The organism is Citrobacter sp. wls717 (genome assembly GCF_005280955.1).
Lineage (GTDB): Bacteria > Pseudomonadota > Gammaproteobacteria > Enterobacterales > Enterobacteriaceae > Citrobacter > Citrobacter werkmanii.
This window is the reverse complement of the sequence record NZ_SZWW01000053.1, coordinates 268037-289645: the sequence shown is the minus strand read 5'-3', so window position 1 is coordinate 289645 and position 21609 is coordinate 268037. Positions and strand designations below refer to the sequence as shown.

The following is a 21609-nucleotide window of genomic DNA, read 5'->3' as shown; positions in this document are numbered from 1 at the left end:
CAAGGATTTGTCATCATTATGACCCTGCCTGATTTTCGCCTGATTCGCCTGCTGCCCCTTGCAGCCCTGGTTCTTAGTGCCTGTACCCTCAACGCGCCGAAAGGTCCCGGCAAAAGCCCCGATTCCCCGCAGTGGCGCCAGCACCAGCAGGAAGTACGCGCCCTGAACCAATATCAGACGCGCGGTGCGTTCGCTTATATCTCCGATCAACAGAAAGTGTATGCCCGCTTTTTCTGGCAGCAAACCGGACAGGATCGCTATCGTCTGCTGCTGACCAACCCGCTGGGCAGCACGGAACTGGAACTCAATGCGCAGCCGGGCAACGTTGAACTTGTCGATAACAAAGGTAAGCACTACACCGCCGACGACGCCGAAGAGATGATTGGTAAACTGACCGGCATGCCTATTCCGTTGAATAGCCTGCGCCAGTGGATCCTTGGCCTGCCGGGTGACGCTACCGATTACAAGCTCGACGACCAATATCGTCTGAGTGAAGTGAACTACAGCAAAGACGGTAAAAGCTGGAAAGTGGTCTATAGCGCCTACGACAGCAAAACGCAGCCTGCGATGCCGGCCAACATGGAGCTGTCCGACGGCTCCCAGCGTATTAAGCTGAAAATGGATAACTGGATTGTGAAATGATGAGCCATTGGCCCTCTCCGGCAAAACTGAATCTGTTTTTATACATTACCGGGCAGCGTGCGGACGGTTACCACACGCTGCAGACGTTATTCCAGTTTCTCAATTATGGCGACGAGATTGGTATCAATCTGCGCCACGATGGTGAAATTCATCTCTTAACCCCGGTGGAAGGCGTTGCGCATGAAGATAACCTGATCGTGCGCGCGGCGCGTTTGCTGATGAAGACGGCGTCTGCGAGCGATCGCCTGCCCGCAGGAAGCGGCGCGGACATCAGTATCGAAAAACGCCTGCCGATGGGTGGCGGCCTGGGCGGTGGTTCGTCAAATGCGGCCACCGTTCTGGTGGCGCTGAATCATCTCTGGCAGTGCGGGCTTTCGGTTGATGAACTGGCGGCAATCGGCTTGACGCTGGGGGCGGATGTTCCCGTGTTCGTGCGCGGCCACGCGGCCTTTGCCGAAGGCGTGGGAGAAATCCTGACGCCGGTCGAGCCAGAGGAAAAATGGTATCTGGTCGCTCATCCGGGCGTCAGCATTCCAACGCCGGTCATTTTTAACGATCCTGACCTCCCGCGTAACACGCCAAAAAGGTCAATAAAAACGTTACTAAAATGTGAATTCGGCAATGATTGCGAGGTTATCGCAAGAAAACGTTTTCGCGAGGTTGATGCGGCGCTTTCCTGGCTGTTAGAATACGCGCCGTCGCGCCTGACTGGTACAGGGGCCTGTGTCTTTGCTGAATTTGATACAGAGTCTCGTGCTCGCCAGGTGCTTGAGCAAGCCCCGGAATGGCTCAAAGGCTTTGTGGCGAAAGGCGTCAACCTCTCCCCTTTGCATAGAGCGTTACTCTAAATCATTCGGGTTTCAGGAAGATGGCGAGATGACGGAGCGCCTGGCGCATACAACAGTATGTGCTGGTGTGAGGAATTAACGCCAACGCACATGAAACGCGAAGGATGAAGGGTAAACCGGGCAAGCTGAGTTGCGGTGACAACGTCACCCTGTTCCAGACGTTGCATCGCGCTCTTTAATACACCGCATGGAGAGGATACTGCCTGGCCCGCACAGTTTTCGGCAGATTCTTTCCACCAATGGACGCATGCCTGAGGTTCTTCTCGTGCCTGATATGAAGCTTTTTGCTGGTAACGCCACCCCGGAACTAGCACAACGTATTGCCAACCGCCTGTACACTTCACTCGGCGACGCCGCTGTAGGTCGCTTTAGCGACGGCGAAGTCAGCGTACAAATTAATGAAAATGTACGCGGTGGTGATATTTTCATCATCCAGTCCACTTGTGCCCCTACTAACGACAACCTGATGGAATTGGTCGTTATGGTTGATGCGCTGCGCCGTGCTTCCGCAGGCCGTATCACCGCCGTTATTCCTTACTTCGGCTATGCACGTCAGGATCGTCGCGTACGTTCCGCTCGTGTACCGATTACCGCTAAAGTCGTCGCTGATTTCCTGTCCAGCGTTGGCGTTGACCGCGTCCTCACCGTTGACCTGCATGCTGAACAGATCCAGGGCTTCTTTGACGTACCGGTTGATAACGTATTCGGTAGCCCGATCCTGTTAGAAGACATGCTGCAACTGAACCTGGACAACCCGATCGTGGTTTCTCCGGACATCGGTGGCGTCGTGCGTGCCCGTGCTATTGCTAAACTGCTGAACGATACCGATATGGCTATCATCGACAAACGTCGTCCGCGTGCGAACGTTTCTCAGGTGATGCACATCATTGGTGACGTTGCAGGTCGTGACTGCGTACTGGTTGATGACATGATCGATACCGGCGGTACGCTGTGTAAAGCAGCAGAAGCACTGAAAGAACGTGGTGCAAAACGCGTATTTGCTTACGCAACCCACCCGATCTTCTCAGGTAATGCGGCAAACAACCTGCGCAACTCAGTGATTGATGAAGTCGTTGTCTGTGACACTATTCCACTGACTGACGAAATCAAAGCACTGCCAAACGTGCGTACATTGACCCTGTCGGGTATGCTGGCCGAAGCGATTCGTCGTATCAGCAACGAAGAATCCATCTCTGCCATGTTCGAGCATTAATCGAGCCCGGCTCAAAAACCCGCTGCGGCGGGTTTTTTTATCTGTAATACTTATTTGTATGACTTTTGCCTCCTTCACCTGCCATTTAGTTGACAGATGATGCGCTCATGGATGAAACATTATTGTGAACAGATTATTTTCCTCACATGTGATGCCTTTCCGCGCCCTCATCGACGCTTGTTGGAAAGAAAAATATACCGCTTCTCGCTTTACCCGTGACCTGATCGCCGGGATAACCGTGGGGATCATTGCCATTCCGCTGGCAATGGCCCTGGCAATAGGCAGTGGCGTTGCGCCGCAGTACGGTCTGTATACCTCCGCCGTCGCTGGGATTGTTATCGCCCTCACCGGGGGGTCGCGCTTTAGCGTCTCTGGCCCAACCGCCGCCTTCGTGGTGATCCTGTATCCGGTGTCGCAACAGTTTGGGCTGGCAGGCCTGCTGGTTGCCACGCTCATGTCCGGGATATTTCTGATCCTTTTCGGCCTCGCCCGCTTTGGTCGCCTGATCGAATATATTCCCGTGTCGGTTACGTTAGGCTTTACGTCGGGTATTGGTATCACCATCGGTACCATGCAGATTAAAGATTTTCTTGGCCTGCAAATGGCCCATGTACCGGAGCACTACCTGCAAAAAGTTGGTGCGCTGTTTATGGCCTTGCCGACCATCAACTTCGGCGATGCCGCCATTGGCGTTGTAACGCTGGGGATCCTGATTTTCTGGCCTCGTTTGGGGATCCGACTACCGGGCCACCTTCCTGCACTGCTGGCAGGCTGTGCGGTAATGGGAATTGTGAACCTGACCGGTGGTCACGTTGCGACCATCGGTTCCCAGTTCCACTACATTCTGGCTGACGGCTCACAGGGTAACGGTATTCCGCAGTTGCTGCCGCAACTGGTATTACCGTGGAATATGCCGGAGTCAAACTTTACCCTGAGCTGGAGTTCGTTACAGGCGCTGTTACCGGCAGCCTTCTCGATGGCGATGCTGGGGGCGATTGAATCTCTGCTGTGCGCCGTCGTCCTCGACGGGATGACCGGCACCAAGCATAAAGCCAACAGCGAGCTGATTGGTCAGGGGCTGGGTAACATCGTCGCGCCGTTCTTTGGCGGTATCACCGCCACGGCGGCAATTGCCCGTTCTGCGGCCAACGTCCGCGCCGGGGCAACCTCACCCATTTCTGCGGTCATCCACGCGATTCTGGTGATCCTGGCGCTATTGGTTTTAGCGCCGCTGCTTTCCTGGCTACCGCTTTCCGCCATGGCCGCACTGCTGCTGATGGTGGCATGGAACATGAGTGAAGCCCACAAAGTGGTGGATCTGCTGCGTCATGCGCCAAAAGACGACATCATCGTCATGCTGATGTGTATGTCGCTGACGGTGCTGTTCGACATGGTTATCGCCATCAGCGTCGGGATCGTTCTCGCCTCTCTGCTGTTTATGCGCCGTATTGCGCGCATGACGCGTCTGGCGCCGGTCAACGTTGATGTACCAGGCGATGTTCTGGTGCTACGCGTCATCGGCCCGCTGTTCTTTGCCGCAGCGGAGGGCCTGTTCACCGATCTCGAAACACGCATCGCGGGTAAACGCATTGTGGTACTGAAATGGGATGCTGTGCCGGTACTTGACGCCGGTGGTCTGGACGCCTTCCAGCGTTTTGTTAAACGTCTGCCGGAAGGTTGCGAATTACGTATCAGTAACCTGGAGTTCCAGCCGCTACGTACTATGGCGCGCGCGGGTATTCAGCCTATACCAGGACGTCTGACGTTCTTCCCGAATAAAGACGCCGCGCTGGCGGATATCAGTTGACGCTCAGCCCGACCAGGCGAAGCGCCCGGGCTACAAATGACAGGCAAAAAAAATGGCTCCCGCGGGAGCCATTTTTATACCAAGCATAATGCTTACGCTTTCAGCAGTTGCTCAGCCGTCGCCTTCACGCTCGCCAGCAGGACTTTCACATCCTCCAGGCACACGGTCGGGTTCAGCAGCGTCAGCTTCAGGCAGGTGATGCCATCGGCTTCGGTGACGCCGACGTTGGCGCTACCGGAAGCCAGCAGCACGTCGCCGATACGCTGGTTGAGCAGCGCAACAAACGCCATATCGTCGCTTGCCGGACGGAAGCGGAACAGCACGCTTGCCAGCTGCGGCTCCATCACCAGCTCCAGATGTGGCTGGGTTTTCACAAACTCAGCCACATCGCGGGCCAGCGTTACGCCGTTATCGATAATTTCGGCATACTGCTTTTTACCCAGCGCTTCGAGGCCCATCCACAGCTTCAGCGCGTCGAAACGGCGCGTGGTCTGCAGCGACTTCGACACCAGGTTCGGCACGCCGTGCTCTTCATCGAAATCAGAGTTCAGGTACGCCGCCTGGTAGCGCATCAGCTCGTAGTGACGCGCGTCTTTTAACAGGAACGCGCCGCAGCTGATGGTCTGGAAGAACTGTTTGTGGAAGTCCAGCGTCACGGAATCTGCCAGTTCAAGACCGTTCAGGAAGTGACGATACTGCTCAGACAGCAGTAACGCCCCGCCCCACGCCGCATCGACGTGCATCCAGATCTGGTGCTCTGCCGCCAGCGCCGCGATATCGGCTAACGGATCGATTGCGCCCGCATCGGTCGTCCCGGCCGTGGCGACAATCGCCATCACCTGCTCGCCGTTGGCTTGCGCCTGGGCCAGCTTGTCTTTCAGGTCAGACAGGTCCATACGTGAGAACACATCGGTCTTCACCTGAGTAACGGAACGGTAGCCCAGCCCCATCAACGCCATGTTTTTCTGCACGGAGAAATGCGCGCTTTCAGAGCAAAATACTTTGATTTTGCTCAGGTCGCCGGTCAGACCATTCTGCTGAATGGAGTGTCCCTGGCGAGCAAAGAACGCGTCGCGCGCCAGCATCAGGCCCATCAGGTTACTCTGGGTGCCGCCGCTGGTGAACACACCTGCATCACCTGCCGCATAGCCCACCTGCTCACGCAGCCATTCGATCAGTTTGATCTCAATGATCGTGGCCGACGGGCTTTGGTCCCAGGAGTCCATGCTCTGGTTAGTGGCGTTGATCAGCACTTCCGCCGCCTGGCTAATCACCAGGCTTGGGCAGTGCAGGTGCGCCACGCACTGCGCATGGTGAACCAACAGGCTGTCTTTGAGAAAGTATTCAACCGCACGCTCAATAGCGGCCTGGTTGCCCAGGCCTTGAGACGTAAAATTCAGGTTGATACGTTCGCGCAGATGTTCAACGGTTTTGCCCTGATACATCTCAGGCTGCTTCAACCATTCAACGACCGCTTGCGTACTCTGCTCGATAGCGTCCTGGTAGGCAGCAATGCTCTGCGCCGAGCCGGACAGAATCGGGTTTACGTCTGACATTCGATCCAACTCCGTTTAAACCGGCTTTACGCCAGCGCCCAGCAGGGCGTTTTCGAATTTATCGAGGAACACTTCCAGCTCAGCGTTAGTGATCAGCAGAGACGGCAGCAGGCGCAGTACGCAACCGTTACGGCCGCCACGCTCCAGAATCAGCCCGTTTTCGAAGCATTTTTTCTGCAGCAGCGCAGACAGCTCGCCATCGGCCGGGTAGCAGCCCATGTGATCCTGCGCTTCGTTCGGCTTAACGATTTCCAGACCGATCATCAGACCCAGACCGCGCACCTGGCCAATCACCGGGTAGCGTTTCTGCAGGTCAGCCAGTTTGCCTTTCAGCCACTCGCCCTGGGCGGCAACTTTGTCGGCAATCTTGTCGTCTTTAAGGATCTTCAGCGTTGTCAGGCCAGTCGCCATCGCAAGCTGGTTGCCGCGGAAGGTACCGGTATGGTGGCCCGGAGCCCACGCATCGAACTGCTTCTTAATCCCCAGAACCGCCAGTGGCAGACCGCCGCCCACCGCTTTGGACATGACGATGATGTCTGGCTCGATACCCGCATGTTCGAAGGCGAACAGCTTACCGGTACGCGCGAAGCCTGCCTGGACTTCATCGATGATCAGCAGAATGCCGTGTTCCTGAGTGACTTTACGGATGCGCTGTAACCACTCGACCGGCGCCGGGTTCACGCCGCCTTCGCCCTGCACGGCTTCAAGGATAACCGCAGCCGGTTTACGCACGCCGCTTTCAACGTCGTTGATCAGGTTTTCGAAGTAGTAAGTTAATGCTTTCACGCCAGCCTCACCGCCGATACCCAACGGGCAGCGGTACTGATGTGGATACGGCATAAATTGCACTTCCGCCATCATGTTGCTGACGGCTTCTTTCGGCGACAGGTTGCCGGTTACGGACAGCGCGCCGTGGGTCATCCCGTGGTAGCCGCCGGAGAAGCTGATAATGCTGGAACGACCGGTTACTTTCTTCGCCAGCTTCAGCGCCGCTTCAACGGCATCGGCGCCGGACGGCCCGGTGAACTGCAGGCAATACTCTTTGCCCTGGCCCGGTAATAAAGACAGTAAATAAGATGAAAATTCATCTTTTAACGGCGTGGTAAGATCAAGCGTATGTAACGGTAAGCCGCTTGTGATGACACTTTGAATGCTCTGCAGCACTTCAGGATGATTGTGACCGAGCGCCAGGGTACCGGCACCTGCAAGACAATCAAGATATTGATTATTTTCTACGTCAGTAATCCAGACGCCCTGCGCTTTCGCAATCGCTAATGGCAGTTTACGTGGATAGCTGCGGACATTAGATTCAAACTCAGCCTGTCTTGCTAAAAAGGTATCATTGCTCTGCGGTAATGAATTAGCACTTAAAGTATCAATACGGACTTTATCCGTCATCATATCACTCCTACAACCAGGTGTAGATTAACGCCTGATTGAATAAATGGTTATAAGGATTACCTGTAAAAAAGCGCGGCTAATATATGTTGTTTTAGCACAGGACTCAATCATTTATTTTCCAACGTCTTAAATGAGCATTTTTACCTTAAAATTCAAAGCATAAAGCACATCCGACATTAGGAAATCATAAACAAATATAGCTATTTATTTTACAAAATTGTTGCCAGTCGCAACGTATACGATGTTATAAAAACCATGAGGTTTTCATGTTTTTATTATTTTTTTACATGTTTTTACCATTAATAATGTACGCGTTTATTCACTACAACATGATTTTTCACTTATTTTTCGATAAATCGAATAAAAAAGTCGATCCCTAAATATAAATCACTTAGTATGGCGCGCTTATTTACAGGCTCTGTAAATAAAGAACTAATGCGCAGCACCCGGTAACGCGTACAGGCGACACGCGTTATCGACAACAGGTATTCCCTGGGTTGTCAGCAGAAATGTTCGCGGGCGGACATTTCGTAAGGAGAACGTACGTTCCCTTATGCCGAGAATGAAAATTTTCTAGCCATACTTTTATGGCGCCCTGATATGAGATTGTTATGACTCGCATTTATCCACCATCCGTCGTTGCCAAATTTGGCGGCACCAGCGTCGCTGATTTTGATGCGATGAACCGCAGCGCCAGCATTGTTCTTGCTGATCAAGATGTCCGTTTAGTCGTTTTGTCTGCTTCCGCAGGCGTAACAAACTTACTGGTCGAGCTTTCTGAAGGTCTGGAAACACATCAACAATTAGATAAGCTTGAGACGTTACGCGCCATCCAATACAACATTATTTCCCGCCTGAAGCAGCCGTCCGTTATCAGCACGGAAATCGATAATCTTCTCAACAACATACGCCGCCTTGCAGAAACGGCGACGGTTTCACCGTCCGATGCGCTAAGCGATGAGTTAGTCAGCCACGGCGAACTGATGTCCTCTTTGCTGTTTACTGAAGTATTACGTGAACGGCACGCCGAAGCCGGGTGGTTTGACGCCCGCAGCGTAATGCGTACCAACTCGAACTACGGCTGCGCTGAACCGGATCTCAGCACCCTGCACTACCAGGTGGAGACTCATCTGCGCCCGCGTCTTGAACAGGCTATTATGGTTACCCAGGGATTTATTGGTCGCGACGCAGGCGGGCATACCACAACGCTGGGACGCGGCGGGAGTGATTACACCGCCACGCTACTTGGTGAGGCGCTGCACGCCGCACGCGTGGACATCTGGACCGACGTTGCCGGGATCTACACCACCGATCCGCGCATTGCACCACGGGCCAAACGGATCGACCATATCTCATTTTCCGAGGCCAGCGATATGGCCGCCTACGGTGCGAAGGTTCTTCACCCGGCGACGCTGCTGCCTGCCATGCGGAAAAACATTCCGGTCTTTGTTGGCTCAAGTAAAGATACTTCTGCCGGTGGTACGCTGGTGCACAACACCACCGATAATCCACCGCGTTATCGGGCACTCGCCGTGCGCCGTAAACAGACGCTATTACGATTACACAGTTTGCAGACACAACCGCCCTGTGCTTTTCTGGCGCAGGTATTTGCCATTTTATCCCACCACGCGGTGGCAGTGGATTTGGTCACAACATCAGAAAATTGTATTGCGCTGGCGCTGGACGCCACTCATGCGACATCGGGTGAGGACCATATACTGAGCACGGCATTGTTTACCGCATTGTCCTCCCACTGTCGGGTGGAAGTGGAAACCGGACTGGCATTAGTCACTTTGGTGGGCAATAAACTGACCCAGGCTGCGGGGGTTTGCAAAGACGTTTTTGCCTGGCTCGAAGAGCATACGGTACGCATGATTTGCCACGGCGCATCTAACGATAACCTGTGCATTTTGTTACCGGCCGATGCGGCGGATAGCGCGGTTAAGACGTTACATTATCGATTATTCGAATAACATCTCTGCAAATGCGCAGCGAAGATAAGCGCATTTATCCAGGACAACATGAACAAGCAGAGGACTGGTTTTCAACCAGGACTCTGCCCGCAAACAGTGGCTCTCGCAGCGGAGAGGCTATTTAGTTGTGGCGATGATTGGTATCACCGCGACGGCAGCGTTTGTCATAATGACGTACCCACCAGTAACGGTCACTGATTTGTTCGTGCCCGCCGACTCTGGCCCCCGCTAACCAGAGAACTCCGCCGACAAAAATACTGAGCACGGCACCATGTGCGAAAAACTGTGGCAGATTAAATTGCGGCAGTTGGTTTAAAATAGAGTAACCAACGCCACCCACCATCACCACCAACCCTAAAGCCATGAGCACGTTACCGAGTAACGAAGCGTTTTTGCGTTTCATGTGTCACCTCCGGAACTTTGGGTTGTTACAGGGAATACCCCTAATCCTTATGTGTAAAGTATAGACAACACTGCCGTTCGCAAGTGCGGGAGCGATCACAATTACAAACACCCGCGCAACAAAACTTTACAAATAAGCTACTGAACACACTCAATTTCTAATAGTCCATTTTCGCAATTATTCAGTTTTCGAGGATAAGCACGCAGTTTTTTGTCAAGCGCAGCGCCAGACAGTAAACTACACGTCGTTTATAGATACATTCAGGACAAAACACGTGTCGATTAAATTGATTGTCGGTCTGGCAAACCCCGGCGCAGAATATGCGGCAACGCGGCATAACGCCGGTGCTTGGTATGTTGATCTACTGGCAGAGAGACTACGCGCTCCCCTGCGCGATGAGCCGAAATTCTTCGGCTACACCTCCAGGGTTACGCTCGAAGGCGAAGATGTCCGCCTGCTGGTGCCGACCACATTTATGAATCTGAGCGGCAAGGCGGTCGGCGCGATGGCCAGTTTTTATCGCATCAACCCCGATGAAATTTTGGTTGCGCATGACGAACTAGACCTGCCGCCAGGGGTGGCGAAATTTAAGCTTGGCGGTGGTCATGGCGGACATAATGGCCTGAAGGACATCATCAGCAAGTTAGGCAATAACCCTAACTTTCATCGTTTACGCGTTGGAATTGGCCATCCGGGCGATAAAAACAAAGTTGTCGGGTTTGTTTTAGGCAAACCACCTGTTTCTGAACAGAAGTTAATTGATGAAGCGATTGACGAAGCGGTCCGTTGTACCGAGATTTTGTTCAAAGATGGCCTGACTAAAGCAACGAGCCGGTTACATACCTTTAAAGCGCAATAAGCAGCGATGTGCGGCATTTTGCTCGCGTGCTGTGTATAATAGGCAAAGTTATTTACTTTTCTACAATCTGTTTTCCATAACAGATTGAATATCAAAAGATTAAGGTGATTTAAACATGGGATTCAAATGCGGTATCGTCGGTTTGCCAAACGTAGGCAAATCCACCCTGTTCAACGCGCTCACAAAAGCGGGTATTGAAGCGGCAAACTTCCCGTTCTGTACTATCGAGCCGAACACGGGTGTTGTCCCGATGCCCGATCCGCGTCTGGATCAGCTGGCTGAAATCGTCAAACCGCAGCGCATCCTGCCAACCACGATGGAATTCGTTGATATCGCGGGCCTTGTAAAAGGCGCCTCCAAAGGAGAAGGTCTGGGTAACCAGTTCCTGACTAACATCCGCGAAACCGAAGCTATCGGCCACGTGGTGCGCTGCTTTGAGAACGACAACATCATCCACGTTAATAACAAAGTGGATCCGGCTGACGATATTGATGTTATCAATACCGAACTGGCGCTGTCCGATCTGGATACCTGTGAACGCGCTATTCATCGCGTACAGAAAAAAGCCAAAGGCGGCGACAAAGACGCCAAAGCTGAACTGGCTGCCCTGGAAAAATGCCTGCCGCAGTTGGAAAACGCCGGAATGCTGCGTGCGCTGAAAAATCTGACTGACGAAGATAAAGCGGCCATCAAATACCTGAGCTTCCTGACGCTGAAGCCGACCATGTATATCGCCAACGTCAACGAAGACGGTTTTGAAAACAACCCGTACCTCGACAAGGTGCGCGAAATCGCCGCTGCTGAAGGTTCCGTAGTGGTAGCTGTTTGCGCCGCCGTTGAAGCCGACATCGCAGAGCTGGACGACGCCGACCGTGAAGAGTTTATGGCCGAGATGGGCCTGGAAGAACCGGGACTGAACCGCGTGATCCGCGCAGGCTATGAGCTGCTGAATCTGCAGACCTATTTCACCGCGGGCGTGAAAGAAGTACGTGCATGGACCATCCCTGTCGGCGCTACCGCTCCGCAGGCGGCCGGTAAAATTCACACCGACTTCGAGAAAGGATTCATCCGTGCACAGACTATCGCGTTTGAAGACTTCATCACCTACAAAGGTGAGCAAGGCGCGAAAGAAGCCGGTAAGATGCGTGCAGAAGGGAAAGATTACATCGTGAAAGATGGCGATGTGATGAACTTCCTGTTCAACGTCTAAATAAAATCTGCTGTATCATGAGGTTTCGCTGAATCTCAATAAGACGAAAAAACCTTTTAAAACCACGCACTTGCGTGGTTTTTTTATTGTCAATACTTCTCATTACATCCTATGTAAACCCAATCAAAAAGGGGTGGCGAAAACTCAACGATCTGAACGCCCTGGCCTGTTATGAACTGGGTATCGCCTGGATGCTCACCGGGGAGCAGGCCTATTTCACGCGGGTGCGGGACATTCTCATGGCGTACGCGCGTTACTACCCCGGCATGCCGAACACGGGAGGATCCCCTATAACGGCCCCGGAAAAATGAATGCCCAGACGCTCTGTGAAGCCCTGTGTCTGTCCGGGTTTGTGAAGGGATACGATCTCATTTATGACGCACTGGCCCCGGCAGAACGAACCACCATCGAGCGCGACTTGCTTCGGGCCTGCGCAGAATTTCTCATCAGCAAACGCTGGAAGCAACTGCATAATCATGAATTACGGATCAACAGTGCGCTGGCCATGACTGGCGCGGTGCTGGATGACCCCCGCTACCTGCAGACCGGCGTCAATGCCGTCTGGGGTCTGCACGACCAGCTCCATTTGAGTGCATGGTCCGCTACACCCATCAGGACTACAGCCTGATGACGCAGCCGTACTACAGGCAAATGCTCGACCTGCCCATTAAGCTGCTGATGCCGGATGACACCGAGCCCGCATTCAATGACTGCATCCCGATGAAAGATACGGTGACCTACCCTGACCTTTATGAGTTTGCCTACGCCTGCTACGGGGAAGACAACTATGCGCGCATGCTCACCATCATCTATGACAAGGAGCCCCGACCCAGCCTGGGTGCCTTCCTGTACGGCGATCCGCGCTGCGCATCACGGAGCCGGTCCGGGAGACGGGTAATTATCACGACCCGGATAACGGTATCACTATCTTCCGCAATCCCGATCAGGGTCGGGCAGTGGTCGTCAAGCACACTCCCTACGGGGACGAGCACGATCACTACGATAAGCCCGGGCTCATTATTTACGACCAGAACGTGGCCATTCTTCCTGATATGGGCACCACCGGTTACGGGGCTCCGATGCACTACAGCTACTACAAGAACACGCTTACCCATAACGTCCAGTGTGCAGAAGAGTCCAACCGCCACCCGCCAATCCGCAGATACTGAGCTTTACAGAGACGGAAAAGTACGCCGAGGTGATGGTCGAGGTAGACTGGCGTGAGCCTCCACCCGATGTGCCCAGCCTGACCCATATAGAGTGGAACACCCACGCCTACCGGGACATTGTTTATCGCCGGATGGTGATTGTGTATGAACACATGGTGGTGGATATCACCCGCGTGACCAACCCCAACCGCCGTCAACTGGATAACATCCTGCACATTGACGGCGAACGGCTGGCGACCACCGGGAGCTACCTGCCCCAGTGTGACTTTGATAAAAGTGACCCGATGTTTTACTTCAGCGAATGCTTCGTCAGACCGATGGGGCGGACGCTCGCAGTGCCGTTCCGCACCCTGATGGGGAAAAAAATCCAGATCCACTGCGCCTGCAGTGATCCGAAGGCAAAGCTCCACCAGTTGCAGGGCCCGGCAAACCCGCCCCTGACGTCACTGCGCTACCTGAAAACCCGCTCACGGGCACCGGGGTTCATCAGCGTTCACGTCATTGACCTGCACCCGGAAGAAGACCTGATGCGTAATGTGTTTATTTCACTGCGGCAAAATACCGTCAATATCGCCTCAGATTTACAGCGGGAGATTATCACCCACCCTATCTGATGTCCTATATTAGCTACTGTGCCTGACGATACGCTATCTTCCACAATCAGGCCATTCGGACACGGAGCGGCTGAATTCAGGAGAACCAGCCTTAGGGCTGGTTTTTTGCTTTCTGAGACTCTGGCATATTTCTAAAAGTAAATGGTACGTTTTGTCGGGATACTTACAGTTAGAATTCTTAAGCAGTACAACTGCATTCATTTGATTTAAATCAACATTATGCACAACTAAAAGTATCAATCACTGTTGTTCACACAACGTATTATTGACTACTCAAAATAGGAACAAATCAACGCTGACCGTACAATGACCATAAATGGTAGTACCGACACACTTGTTCAACATATTTTGTGGGAATAAGTTTCATAGCAGGATTTCAAAACTAGTTATGGCTAATAGAGTTAACAGGGACACTTACATGGCAAGGTTATTCAAAAAATTTAGAATCTTCAGACGAAACAGAACACCCATTACTTCTAAGTTAGGTGCAAAATTCAGGCCTCTTCATTTCGCAAAATGTAGTACTGACAGGCGCTTTGCCGGAATTTTGCTAGATCCATCACAGCCAAAATTTCTCACGGTGTCAGAACTCGCTCCTGCAGACGTTCTATTCTGCTCATACGATGAAAATGATCTGACGCATGGAATAATTTCGCATGGCTCATCTGGAGACTATGTGCATGTTGCGATCTACGTTGGCGATGGAAAAATAGTTGAGGCAATAAAACCGGGTGTTATAGAAGATACTCTAGACAACGTGATATCTCGCTATCCTTACGTAGCTGTTTGTCGGTGCCCTGGTACAGAACCCACCGGGCTACCTGGGCTTAGTGACAAAGTAGTAGCATTCTGTAAAAAGCACGTTGCACTGCAAACACCATATAATCTTTTAGGTGCCATCATATCCCCCATTCTTGAACTAAAAGAGCTGAAGAAACAGTCCAAATGGCCTAGGCGGTTCACGGGAAAACAGAAAAAAAGAAAGCCTAGAAATTCTTTCTTTTGCTCAGAATTCGTTATACAAGCCTTTACTTATGGTGGATATATTAGCGAGGAAACAATGGACTCTGCTATGTACTCACCAACAGCTCTTGCTGAAGAGAGTGACTTTTGGTTGATCGGTTATCTTGGCAATCTTGATATGGCGGAACACATCCGTAAGCATGACCTCTTTCTAACGGGAGGGATTTCTCCTGAATAATGCCTCAATGGGTATTATTTTTACTGGGTAATTGCAGCCTTCTTCTCACGCAAGCCGCAAGTTAAGCATCCCAACGAGATTGGGATCTGCGTCAGGAGCGCAAGTTAATAGTCTTAGAAATCAAGCTAATTAGCATAATATCGCTTAACTGAAGGGATATGGAGCAGCAGAAATAAATGAAGACACGGCAGTATGCACAAAAATCTATCTTCGATCTGGAAGTAATCTTCGAACAGTCCCGCAACAATGTTAGTGAACTTGAACAGTTGTTGAGCGAGCTGGCCTTTCGCAACACTGCCAGGGCGCGGGCTCTGACGTCTAAAATCGAGCAATCTCTAACTGCACTCAGCGACCGCACCGAGCTCGCCATGTCGGCTTCCAGCTCATCGACATGTAATCCCGATTCGGCGTCCATACCATTTTCTCAAGCTGTGCCCCACAATGCGCCCGCAACTATACCGAAGACCATCCCAGACTCTGCCATGCAAGAGAAATTCGACAAAAACCAAATCGATCTAGGTCCGCTCCCGTCTTTTTCTCCATCAAATAAGGCGAATGATGCGCGAGCAATACTGGCAGCATGGACAGCCCTCGAAGCACTGTCGCCTCAAGGTTATAAACGCCCAGAGGATATGGCAACCGGCGACCGCTCCAGGGTTGCTCTATTGGAGCGAGGTATTCCATGGGGACCAAATGCCCGCAGCAAGCCCAGTTATAAGCTTTATTTCGAGGTCGTCCTCGGCTCTATCGCTCTCGACAAGGCGACGGACGAGCTGGTCAAGGTCTTTGGCGAGGATGAGGAGCATTCACGCCCGGACGGTAAGAAAGCGGCCATTGGCTCGATCCTAATCGACAAAGAAGGCTATGTGCTTGAGGACAAAGGCGTTGCCGTTTCCAGTTTTGCCTGGGCACTCAAGCCGGCTCTCGATCTGAAGCTTGGAAGCTTAGGGAATTGGCCGAATGTTGAGCCGCGCATTATCGAGCATCTGGATCGAATAGTTCGCCGCCACAACGAGGATGGAGAACCCATACCGATCGATCTGAATGTTGTTCATAACGCTTATAAATGGCTTGTATCGCAGTTCAGTGTACCGGAGCATTTGGTTGAGCCACCCACATTCGCGATTAAGGTGTTTCATCATTTCAAGGCCAAGGCGCTGCCTGAACCTTCGTTACTGAATTCCTTCTATCTTGAAGATCTCGGTGAAGCAACCAAATTGCTCGAGACGGGCAAAGCCGGAGCCGGTCTGCGCCGCTACATGGGAATTGGCTGGCCTGAACAGAAAATCGACGTGCTATCGCCCATTTCCGCAGTTGAGCCATTCGTCGCACCGTCGCTCATGCCGCAGGCTCGTTGGCCTTCGAAAGGCGGCCATCCACTGGTGCTGCTTCAACAGGCTGCCGTGAATGCGGCGCGTGCTGAGCTGAATGATGCTCCAGGTATCATCGGCGTCAATGGGCCTCCGGGAACCGGAAAGACCACTCTTCTGCGAGATATTGTCGTTGGGTGCATTCTTGATCGGGCCACGGCGATGTGCGGCTTCAATAAACCGCAGGATGCCTTTTCCACAACAGGCGAGAAGCTGGCATTCGGCTCCAATGCATTCCTGCACTTCTACAAGTTACATGCATCCTTAAAAGGCCATGAGATCGTTGTAGCGTCCTCCAATAACAAAGCGGTCGAGAACGTCAGTAAAGAGCTTCCTCTCAAGGAAGCCAATGGTCGCCATGAACAGATCGCCTACTTCCGGTCCATCAGCGACCTGATTGCGAATCCCAAACGCGCCGGCTATTTCGAAGCCGAGACCGAGGGGGACATCCCCTCCGACCCTGTCGAAACCTGGGGGCTGATTGCCGCTGCTCTCGGCAAGAGCAGCAACCGAGGCGCGTTCCAGCAAGGTTTCTGGTGGAATGAAGACGGTGGTTTCCTTACCTACCTGAAAGCAGCTCGCGGCATAAATGTCATGCGTGAGATCAAGGACGAACGAACAGGCGAAATCATCGATCGCGTAATGCCCAGCGTGGTTGTCAATGAGCGGCCCAGCACCAACGAAGCGGATGCTGCTGCAGCCTGGCTGAAAGCGCGAACCGCATTTCTTAAACTCAAGGAAACGGTAGACGCCGAAATCGCCAGCATAGAAGGGATGCGACGGGATATCCAAGCGCTCAAGGGAGCGATCACCGAACTTCAAAGGGCTGAACAGCGTCGACCGAGTCTGAATGAAGCCGTCGAAGAGGCACACAAGACTGCTGAATCCTGCCAACGAGAGCATGAGAAGGCAAAATCGCAGATCGAGCAGGACAAGATCATGCTCGACAGCCATCTTGCTTGCCGTCCAGGTTTCTTCTCCCGTTTGTTTGCGACTGCGGCCTGGAAGTCGTGGAGATCCACACTGCAGAAGCTCTCGGCGACCTTGCAGCAATCAGTCATACGGGCGCAGGGGACGGACGGTGCCCTGGAGCTTGCAAGGGCTGAGTGGAGCAATACTAAGTCCCAGTTACAGCAACTCGACCAGGAAATTTCCAGCAAATGTCAGGCTGTCTCGAAATTGAAGGCAACCGAGGCACAGGCACGAAACCGTATGGGAGACAGGGTCGTTGATGAGAGGTTCTTCGAGCGCGAGCACGAGGCTATCCACCTCACTGCACCATGGCTTCCCGATGAGGTTCATCGCCTGCGGGAGGATCTTTTCGCCGCTGCCCTGACTGTGCATAAAACGTTCATCGATGCTTCGGCCAGCCGCTTGCAACACAATCTTGGGTTATTGATGTCAGGCATGGTAGCTGGTGCCTTCCTGTCTTCCGCTCACCGTGAACTTCTCCCCGACCTTTGGTCGAGCCTTTTCATGGTTGTGCCGACCGTGTCCACGACATTCGCCTCTGTTCGGACGATGTTCGGGGATCTGCCACCAGATAGCATAGGCTGGCTTCTGGTAGATGAAGCCGGCCAGGCCGTTCCTCAGGCAGCTGTTGGAGCTATCATGCGGGCAAAGCGCTCCATCGTGGTAGGTGACCCGTTGCAAATCCCACCTGTAGTTTCACTTCCTGAAAAGCTGAACGCCGAAATCTGCAAGTTCTTCAACATTGACCAGATCGAATGGTCTGCCCCCGCAGCATCTACGCAGACCCTTGCTGATCAGGCATCGCGCTTCAAATCCACTTTCGTCATGGACGTAGGCGATCGAGACGTCGGGCTGCCACTCCTCGTTCACAGGCGTTGCCAGAACCCAATGTTCGATGTTTCTAACTCCATCGCCTATGCCGGGCAGATGGTCCATGCTGTCGGGCCTAAAAGCCCAGGATCTATCGGCTCGGCTTTGGGGAGATCTCGCTGGGTGGATATCAATGGCGATGCTGAAACAAAATGGTGCCCCGACGAGGGCGAAGCGGTTGTACGAATGCTCAAAGAGCTTGCAGCATCGGGCATTACAAATCCGGACGTATTTATCATTACACCATTCAAGATCGTAGAGCAGAACATGCGTCGGCGTCTCGACAGAGAGACCGATCTGCTGCGGGCGTTCGGCGCAAAATTGGATGAGTGGTGCCGTGATCGTGTAGGCACGATCCACACGTTCCAGGGTCGAGAAGCGGACACGGTAATCCTGTTGCTGGGTGCGTCGAAAGCGAGTCAGCAAAGGGCGCGTCAGTGGGCGGCCAGCCCGCCAAACATAATCAATGTAGCCGTCTCACGCGCCAAGCAAAACTTGTATGTGGTCGGCTCGGCTACTGCATGGGCTGGGGCGGGAACTAGTCTGCAGGTCCTGCATCGGCAATTGGCGAAATCAGCCTAACAATCTCCGAGGTGGCCCTCATTATTGAGGGCTCATCGCGACTCATTTTTGGCTAACTTCAGTAATGGGCTGGCCGCTATGTGTTAAAAGCTGACATTGCTCACATAATAGTCAAGCAGTCACTTTTCACCGCCCATCCAAGCTTGATAATTCTTACCGCTCCCCTTATATCCACACTAAGGAATAACCTCTGACATGGCTAAGGAGTATGATTATGGGGCTTAAACCTGGTCCAAAACCAATTGCAAAATCAACAGGAAAACCCGATCAACGCAGACGTGATAATAAGGATACACCCGGCAATACCCCAGGACTGAAACCAAGCAAATCAACTGGGAAGTAATCGTTCAAGGGTATGGAGAATTCATCTATACCCTTATCTCATCAAATCAGTCTGCTTTAGCCCGTTTAGTGCCAATAGCAGACATTCTTTATACGGGTGAATTTAATTATAATTACTTAAAGTTGGACTAGCTTGTTCAGGGGGTTAACACGTGGTTAAATATGGGCTGCCGTTAAAATAAGCGTTAGGCTACTCTGAAATTTATCAGTCGTCACAGAGACACTATGAGAATTCCAAATAGTCGTAACCCCAGTTTGATGTCGAGCCTCAATCCAACCCTCACGAGCAGTATCAATCCTCAACTAACTAGCAGCATTAACCCAAAGCTGACGTCAAGCATCAACCCCAAACTTACTCCCATATGCATGTAGATTTTTGGGGGTGTCAGTAGACGTCAGAATACAAGCGAGAGCTGGAAGATGCTGATTATAAGGTTTTTCAGTGAACTGTTGTAGACTTTGAGAGATGCTTGATTGGTGCGATAATAGGAGTCGAACGTACGACCTTCTCATTACGAAAGCAAGCCAACTCCAAAATGAGTACAAAAATGAGTATGCTGAAGATAAATTTTTTAATAAAAATTAAATATCAATAAAATATAATTAAAATCACGACTCAACGTCTAGACGCGTTTAACAATGAGATTTCAAAATCCACGCCACGGCGTGGATTTTTCATTTTAGCCTTTTTTTAAATCCACACCCTGTAATTTACTCAGGCATGTTCCAGCCAGTGCCTGAATATTGGGGTTTGCAGTATTCCTTGAAAATCAATCAACCCCGAACAACCAAGTTTCTTGATCAGATTTTGCCTGCTCAGGTAAATCGTTTTTAAGTGCAGATTCAGCAAGCCAGAAATTTCAGAAATAGTCCGCCCTTCCCCTAATTGCGTTAAGATGTATTTATCCCGTTCAGTCAGGACGATATTTATTTCAGCTTGCTGGTCGTGTTCAGTATCACTGCTGATAATTTCAGCGATAAATTTTTTGATTGAGGCTACGCCACTGTCTACAGGAAGCCTGTAGAATGAAAGTTCATTGAGGTACTGATACAGATGACCATCAATCAGAAGTACCAGCCGATGCGTCCTGAGATTATAGTTTTGTTTTTTTACAGTATTGAAGTAGTTGATCGTAAAGAAAACAAGACGCACATTCTTATCTTTATACTCTATATCAGCGAGAATATTCTCCAGACCTTGCCTGATAAAAACATCGTCAATCCACAAGTGTGCTTGTCTGGCGTGTTCCTGAACTGTATTCATCATTTATGACCTCTAAAAAATCACAATTAACCTGACGGGGTTCAGAACGAATAGCTGGTTGAAAGTGACTCATAATCTGCATATAAAGATCGGTTAATATAGCATTCTTCTCATTCTTCAGCTGTGCACTGAGCGCCTGAACAAGAACATCATCACTGACATACCCCATTTTTAACATCACATTACGCTCTAAATTCTTGTATAAAGCGCACTGGAAAATATAATTCTCCGGAATTGAATTAATCATATCAAGCCCATAATAATGTAGTCTAAGAATGAGAAGATGCTATGTGTAGTCTTAATTCAAAGTATACAAATACTCAGCACATACTATGGATGCTGGAGCTTCATGATTATATAATAATTTTATTAGACGTCGTCAGCTGTATAGCGCAACACTATTTCCAGTGTTTTTCTGATGATATCAGCCTGAACAACATCTGTTGTCGATTCCAGTGAAGCAATTAGGCTTAAAATGATGTTTTTATTATTAACATTATCGCCAGCTAAAATCACATTTGTTACTGCCTGCCCCAATACAACGGATTCATCTGCTAATAGCTCACCGGCATTACGGAAGTAACTCGACAAAGCCTTATCTGCAATTGCTCTGTGAACATTCATTTCCTGAAGCATAGTCACCTCGCTTGTATAGTATGGAAAATGGTCTCTAATGTAATTTAGGCTTTTTACTGCCACTGAATACACTCTCATCAACAGTTCTTTCCGGTTTGGGGTTCATCCTTGCCGGATTAGAATCTGTGAAATCATGAATTATGCTGTCAATAAGATGTCTACGTCCGGCATCCACTTCACTCGCCTTCATAAGACGTAATTGCTTAATCAATGCGGGTAATGATATTACCGTGTTCATGCGCAAAATCTGTATAACAGCTAAACCTGTAATTTCGTGTTTCAAGCGTTCATGGTCAGTTTTCTTCATAACTACTTCACTACTTTCCCCATTTATATGTTTTAGGGTGTCCCTTTATTCGAAAAGCAGGCCGATTAGGGCATTGTAATGCTTCTGTTCGTCCTCACCAGATGCTTTTTCAAGACGGTTCAAAAGCTTGGCACAGAGTGACTTTCGGCTCAGGTTGCGTCCATCTTTTAGTATCTCAGTGACGATTTCTCCCAATGTTTCCTGCTGTGTAGGAAGATGCGCTTTTGCAAAGTAACGAGAAATTGCGTTTGCGGAATCAGTGAGAACTCTGTGCTGCTGCATATGTTGCTCCTGTAACAAAATGCTGATGAGTATTAAGTTTTATAACAGTAGCAAAGTTGTACCAAAAATGTGTACACGAAGATAAAGC

19 protein-coding genes are annotated in these 21609 nt (G+C 51.1%); 11 read left to right on the top strand and 8 right to left on the bottom strand.

The window, feature by feature from the left end; translation table 11 throughout:
• The first annotated feature begins 18 nt into the window (after nt 1–18).
• The 4 genes from lolB (at nt 19) to dauA (ending at nt 4510) form a co-directional block, all read left to right on the top strand.
• Entirely contained in the window at nt 19–642 is a 624-nt protein-coding gene (lolB, locus tag FDX09_RS21445; protein WP_003020792.1) for a lipoprotein insertase outer membrane protein LolB, read from the top strand.
• Nucleotides 639–1490, top strand: coding sequence for a 4-(cytidine 5'-diphospho)-2-C-methyl-D-erythritol kinase (gene ispE, locus FDX09_RS21440; RefSeq protein ID WP_137347838.1), 852 nt, complete (start codon nt 639–641; stop codon nt 1488–1490). Before lolB ends, ispE begins: the two co-directional genes overlap by 4 nt.
• 265 nt (nt 1491–1755) lie before the next feature.
• Complete coding sequence (gene prs / locus FDX09_RS21435; protein ID WP_001518537.1) at nt 1756–2703, top strand: ribose-phosphate diphosphokinase; 948 nt, start codon at nt 1756–1758, stop codon at nt 2701–2703.
• 124 nt (nt 2704–2827) lie between these two features.
• Nucleotides 2828–4510 carry a C4-dicarboxylic acid transporter DauA gene (gene dauA, locus FDX09_RS21430; protein ID WP_137347837.1) on the top strand — a complete coding sequence of 561 codons (1683 nt, stop codon included), beginning with the start codon at nt 2828–2830 and terminating at the stop codon, nt 4508–4510.
• A 92-nt stretch (nt 4511–4602) separates the two neighbouring features.
• Here dauA and FDX09_RS21425 read toward each other — a convergent pair whose 3' ends face one another.
• Both FDX09_RS21425 and FDX09_RS21420 read right to left on the bottom strand, forming a co-directional pair.
• Nucleotides 4603–6075, bottom strand: a complete 1473-nt coding sequence (locus FDX09_RS21425; protein ID WP_170973262.1) for an aspartate aminotransferase family protein — start codon at nt 6073–6075, stop codon at nt 4603–4605.
• Nucleotides 6076–6081: 6 nt separating this feature from the next.
• The gene (locus FDX09_RS21420) at nt 6082–7467 is read right to left on the bottom strand and encodes a diaminobutyrate--2-oxoglutarate transaminase (protein ID WP_038641163.1); all 1386 of its coding nucleotides are present in this window, start codon (nt 7465–7467) and stop codon (nt 6082–6084) included.
• A gap of 611 nt (nt 7468–8078) precedes the next feature.
• Here FDX09_RS21420 and lysC point away from each other — a divergent pair.
• On the top strand, nt 8079–9440 hold the full coding sequence (gene lysC / locus FDX09_RS21415; RefSeq protein WP_137347835.1) for a lysine-sensitive aspartokinase 3: 1362 nt from the start codon (nt 8079–8081) through the stop codon (nt 9438–9440).
• 121 nt (nt 9441–9561) lie between these two features.
• On the opposite strand, the gene ychH is transcribed toward lysC, so the two are convergent.
• Nucleotides 9562–9843: a stress-induced protein YchH gene (gene ychH / locus FDX09_RS21410; RefSeq protein WP_003833480.1), complete on the bottom strand. Its 282-nt coding sequence runs from the start codon at nt 9841–9843 to the stop codon at nt 9562–9564.
• Nucleotides 9844–10117: 274 nt separating this feature from the next.
• Between ychH and pth the strand changes: the two genes are divergently transcribed.
• The 6 genes from pth to FDX09_RS21375 all read left to right on the top strand — a co-directional run bounded on the left by pth (nt 10118) and on the right by FDX09_RS21375 (nt 18690).
• Nucleotides 10118–10702 carry an aminoacyl-tRNA hydrolase gene (gene pth / locus FDX09_RS21405; protein WP_085048075.1) on the top strand — a complete coding sequence of 195 codons (585 nt, stop codon included), beginning with the start codon at nt 10118–10120 and terminating at the stop codon, nt 10700–10702.
• Between the two features lie 115 nt (nt 10703–10817).
• On the top strand, nt 10818–11912 hold the full coding sequence (gene ychF, locus FDX09_RS21400) for a redox-regulated ATPase YchF (protein ID WP_038641169.1): 1095 nt from the start codon (nt 10818–10820) through the stop codon (nt 11910–11912).
• A 307-nt stretch (nt 11913–12219) separates the two neighbouring features.
• Nucleotides 12220–12540, top strand: coding sequence for a hypothetical protein (locus tag FDX09_RS21395; protein WP_137347834.1), 321 nt, complete (start codon nt 12220–12222; stop codon nt 12538–12540).
• A 570-nt stretch (nt 12541–13110) separates the two neighbouring features.
• Nucleotides 13111–13695 (top strand): hypothetical protein, encoded by a 585-nt coding sequence (locus FDX09_RS21385; RefSeq protein WP_137347833.1) that lies wholly within the window; start codon nt 13111–13113, stop codon nt 13693–13695.
• 388 nt (nt 13696–14083) lie between these two features.
• Nucleotides 14084–14896, top strand: coding sequence for a hypothetical protein (locus FDX09_RS21380; protein WP_137347832.1), 813 nt, complete (start codon nt 14084–14086; stop codon nt 14894–14896).
• Nucleotides 14897–15072: 176 nt separating this feature from the next.
• Nucleotides 15073–18690 (top strand): DEAD/DEAH box helicase, encoded by a 3618-nt coding sequence (locus FDX09_RS21375; RefSeq protein ID WP_137347831.1) that lies wholly within the window; start codon nt 15073–15075, stop codon nt 18688–18690.
• Nucleotides 18691–19747: 1057 nt separating this feature from the next.
• On the opposite strand, the gene FDX09_RS21370 is transcribed toward FDX09_RS21375, so the two are convergent.
• The 5 genes from FDX09_RS21370 to ycgZ all read right to left on the bottom strand — a co-directional run bounded on the left by FDX09_RS21370 (nt 19748) and on the right by ycgZ (nt 21521).
• Nucleotides 19748–20299: a LuxR C-terminal-related transcriptional regulator gene (locus tag FDX09_RS21370; protein ID WP_137347830.1), complete on the bottom strand. Its 552-nt coding sequence runs from the start codon at nt 20297–20299 to the stop codon at nt 19748–19750.
• Nucleotides 20250–20543 (bottom strand): hypothetical protein, encoded by a 294-nt coding sequence (locus FDX09_RS21365; protein WP_038641174.1) that lies wholly within the window; start codon nt 20541–20543, stop codon nt 20250–20252. The genes FDX09_RS21370 and FDX09_RS21365 overlap by 50 nt, the downstream gene beginning before the upstream one ends.
• A gap of 122 nt (nt 20544–20665) precedes the next feature.
• Complete coding sequence (locus FDX09_RS21360; RefSeq protein ID WP_038641176.1) at nt 20666–20932, bottom strand: biofilm/acid-resistance regulator YmgB/AriR; 267 nt, start codon at nt 20930–20932, stop codon at nt 20666–20668.
• A 34-nt stretch (nt 20933–20966) separates the two neighbouring features.
• Complete coding sequence (locus FDX09_RS21355) at nt 20967–21239, bottom strand: hypothetical protein (RefSeq protein WP_038641178.1); 273 nt, start codon at nt 21237–21239, stop codon at nt 20967–20969.
• Nucleotides 21240–21284: 45 nt separating this feature from the next.
• The gene (gene ycgZ, locus FDX09_RS21350) at nt 21285–21521 is read right to left on the bottom strand and encodes a regulatory protein YcgZ (protein ID WP_038641180.1); all 237 of its coding nucleotides are present in this window, start codon (nt 21519–21521) and stop codon (nt 21285–21287) included.
• Between the last annotated feature and the right edge of the window lie 88 nt (nt 21522–21609).